The sequence below is a fragment of the Nonomuraea sp. NPDC004354 genome (assembly GCF_053602555.1).
Window position 1 is genome coordinate 1 of sequence record NZ_JBSGDV010000049.1, and the last position, 3,532, is coordinate 3,532.

The following is a 3,532-nucleotide window of genomic DNA, read 5'->3' on the forward strand; positions in this document are numbered from 1 at the left end:
GGTCACGGGGACGGCCAGGGCGGAGGCGGCGATGGTGGCGGCGGCGAAGGCCTTCTTGAAGTCGAGCATGAGGTTCTCCTTAGGTGGTGTGTTTCCGGGCTCCGGGGAGCTATGTGGATATTTGTACCGAGGAGTCCTTGCATGCCCCTTTCATGGAGTTAACGGATGGCATGCGAAATATCTGCATCGCCGTTCCTGCCGGGGAAGCCGGCGACTCCGGAAACTCTTGCCAGTCCTGGACGTCGCCGACTCGGATCCAGCGCTGCCAGCGGGGTCAGCCGGTCAGCCGGTCAGCCGGTGCGGCGGGAGCGGGCCAGAGCCAGCCCACCGAGCAGCACGCCGATCAGCCCCACCGCCAGGGCCACGAAGCCCCCGACTATTCCGTAGCCGGTGCCGGGACCGCCTTCGGCGGCGGCCACAACCAGCCCGCCGATGGCCGCGCCGCCCACCCCCGCGGCCAGGGCCACGACAGCCCCTCTTCTTCCGTTGCCGGTGCCGACACGACCCGTGGAACGGGCCAGGGCCAGCCCGCCGATGACCACGCCGACCAGCCCCAGCAGCGCGGCCACCAAGGACCAGAGCCGCCCGGCGGTCAAGGCGTAGGCACTGACGTCGGCCGACTGGACCAACACGCGCGCGGCCGCCGGTGTGGCCGGCCCGAACCCGCCGAGCAAGGCGTCGGCAAGCAGGTGACGGACGGACATGAGGTGCTCCTTCTTCTCCTACGAGGGACGTCGCCCGATCATGTCCGCCGGACCCGCCGCCGGTCGTCCGGCGGACGCGGGCACTTCGCGCTGCCGCCGATGCCGTAACAGGCTGCCGCGGACGCCGCAGGAGCGGCGGAGGTACCGCGTATGCGGTAGACAGCTGATCATCCGTCCGCAGGAGTCGCCCGCGCGAACGTCCGGCTAGGGTGCACGCATGAGCAGCGGGCGGATCGGTGTCGGGGACTGGGCGACGGCGGCCGGCGTGGCGGCGATCCTGCTGGTCACCGGACTGTCCGGGCAGCACTCCGCCACGTACCGCGACCTGCTCGGCTACGCGCTGCTGACGGTCGGCGGCCTGGCGCTGGCCGTGCGCCGCCGGGCTCCGGTTCCCGTCCTGGCCGTCACCGGGGTGTGCGCGGTGGGTTACCAGGCGGCCGGTTTCGACGTGCCTGCCGTGGCGTACCTGTTCGCGGTGTACGCGGCCGTGCGGGCGGGACACCGCACCGTCACGGTGGCGGCGAGCGTGGCCATGCTGGCCGCTCTCCCCCTCGCGGCCCTGGCCTCGGGCCTGCACGACACGGGCGAGGCGTTCGCGCAGGCCCGCGGCGCCCTTGAGCTGGCCTGGCTGATCGCGGCCGGCGCCGCGGGTGAAGCGCTGCGGCAGGCCGAGCGGCGGGCGGAGGAAGCCGAACGCACCCGGGAGGAGACCGCGCGGCGCCGCGCCGACGAGGAGCGGCTGCACATCGCGCGGGAGCTGCACGATTCGCTCACCCACCAGATCTCGATCATCAAGGTGCAGGCGGAGGTCGCCGTCCACGTGGCCCGCAAGCGGGGCGAACAGGTGCCGGAGGCCCTGCTGGCGATCCAGGAGGCCGGACGTGAGGCGACCCGGGAGCTGCGCGCGACCCTGGAGGCGCTGCGCGACGACGACACGACCCCGCCGCGCGGGCTCGACCACGTCGCTGAACTGGTGGAACGGGCCCGGACGACCGGCCTGGACGCGACGCTGACGATCGAGGGACGACGACATGACGTGCCGGCCGCGGTGGACCGGACCGTCTACCGGATCGTCCAGGAGTCCCTCACCAACATCGCCCGGCACGCCGCCGCCGCGACGGCGACGGTCCGGATCGACTACCGTCCCGACACCCTCGCGATCCGCATAGACGACGACGGCAAGGCCACTCCTGGCAGCGCCCCGGTGCCCGGCGTCGGGCTGCTCGGGATGCGCGAACGCGTCACCGCCCTCGGCGGTCGCCTCCGGGCGGCACCGCGCGGGGAGGGCGGCTTCACCGTCCAAGCCGAACTTCCCGTGGACCGAACGTCATGATCCGTGTCCTGCTGGTCGACGACCAGCCGCTCATCCGCAGCGGATTCCGCGCGCTCCTCGACCTCGAAGACGACATCGAGGTGGTGGCCGAGGCCGCCGACGGGACGGAGGGCCTGGCTCTGGCCAGGGAACACCGGCCCGACGTCGCGCTCGTCGACATCAAGATGCCGGTCGTCGACGGCATCGAGGTGACCCGGCGCATCGCCGCGGACCCGGCGCTGGCCGGGGTGCACGTCGTCATCCTGACCAACTACGGCCTGGACGAACACGTCTTCAACGCGCTGCGCGCCGGCGCCGCCGGTTTCCTCGTCAAGGACATCGTGCCGGAAGACTTCCTGCACGCCGTACGCGTCGCCGCGCGTGGTGACGCCCTGCTCGCGCCGTCGATCACCCGCAGGCTGATCAACCGGTACGTCAGCCAGCCGCTCCACACCGGCACCGGCACGGGGCTGGAGGAGCTGACCAACCGCGAACGCGAGGCCGTCGCCCTGGTCGCGCAGGGCCTGTCCAACGACCAGATCGCCGACCGCATGGTGATCAGCTCACTGACCGCGAAAACCCACGTCAACCGGGCCATGGCCAAGCTCCGTGCCCGTGACCGTGCCCAGCTCGTGGTCCTCGCCTACGAATCCGGCCTGGTGGTCCCACGCAACTCCTGACATCCACGCTCCGGGCGCCGTCCTGACCGCGCCATGGGAGTCCAGCGAGCCCCGGGCGCGCGGGAAGGACGCGCGGCCGCCAGTCACATTCGAGGCGGCGGCGCCGTCAGAACTCGTCCATGGTGAAGGCCGGCCGCTCGGTGCGCAGCGCGGCGTCCAGCGTGGCCGCCGCGCCCGGCGTGTGTTCGGCGACCAGACCTGCCCGGACGAAGCGGGTGACCCGGGCGCCGCCGAGATAGCAGGCGGCGAGCTCGCGCACATCCATGGTGAGGTCGGCCGGGTCGGCGGTGGGCTCGTACGCGGTCGCCGTGTCCGGGGACGCCGTCAGCCGGAAGCGGCCGGCGTTGGCGGGCAGCGCCGCGTCCCGCACCTGCAGCACCAGGTCGAGCGGCGCGGCCCAGGCGCGAACCAGCAGGGACTGCCGTACGTCGGCGAGGCGCAGCCACAGGGCGGATGTCCAGCTCCAGCGGGTGCAGGGCGGCGGTGGCCGGATGGTCGATCTGCATGGCGCGAACCTGGCCCGCGCCCGTGCGGCCGTCATCCGAATTTTCGCCTGGGCGAGAGCGCCGGCCGGCCGACGGCGAGGGCGGCGGCAGCTGCTCACGAGCGGTCGCCGGACACAACGCGAAGGCGGCCGGCGCTTGTGGTCGCGTCGGCCGCCTGTTTCGCGGTGTTTCTCATGTGTGGGTGTGGGTTGGTAACTGGCGGGGGGTGTCGGTGACATGGCGGGCCATGGTGGTCTGGCTCAGTTGTTGCCGACGTTGATGTTGCCGCTGTTGTTGTTGCCGCCGTTGCCGCCGGGCTGGTTGCCGCTGGCGCCGTTGGCGTTGCCGCCG

At 72.4% G+C, this 3,532-nt stretch carries 4 protein-coding genes; 2 read left to right on the forward strand and 2 right to left on the reverse strand.

Going from position 1 to position 3,532, the window contains the following annotated elements:
• Nucleotides 1-290: 290 nt before the first annotated feature.
• The gene (locus tag ACWENQ_RS45985) at nucleotides 291-704 is read right to left on the reverse strand and encodes a DUF6223 family protein (protein ID WP_452419797.1); all 414 of its coding nucleotides are present in this window, start codon (nucleotides 702-704) and stop codon (nucleotides 291-293) included.
• 217 nt (nucleotides 705-921) lie between these two features.
• On the opposite strand from ACWENQ_RS45985, the gene ACWENQ_RS45990 reads away from it, so the two are divergent.
• Together ACWENQ_RS45990 and ACWENQ_RS45995 are read left to right on the forward strand one after the other, a co-directional pair.
• Nucleotides 922-2,037, forward strand: coding sequence for a sensor histidine kinase (locus tag ACWENQ_RS45990; RefSeq protein ID WP_452419798.1), 1,116 nt, complete (start codon nucleotides 922-924; stop codon nucleotides 2,035-2,037).
• Entirely contained in the window at nucleotides 2,034-2,696 is a 663-nt protein-coding gene (locus ACWENQ_RS45995) for a response regulator (RefSeq protein ID WP_452419799.1), read from the forward strand. Before ACWENQ_RS45990 ends, ACWENQ_RS45995 begins: the two co-directional genes overlap by 4 nt.
• Before the next feature lie 106 nt (nucleotides 2,697-2,802).
• Here the strand turns inward: ACWENQ_RS45995 and ACWENQ_RS46000 are convergent, their stop codons facing one another.
• Nucleotides 2,803-3,237: a sterol carrier protein domain-containing protein gene (locus ACWENQ_RS46000; RefSeq protein WP_452419800.1), complete on the reverse strand. Its 435-nt coding sequence runs from the start codon at nucleotides 3,235-3,237 to the stop codon at nucleotides 2,803-2,805.
• Between the last annotated feature and the right edge of the window lie 295 nt (nucleotides 3,238-3,532).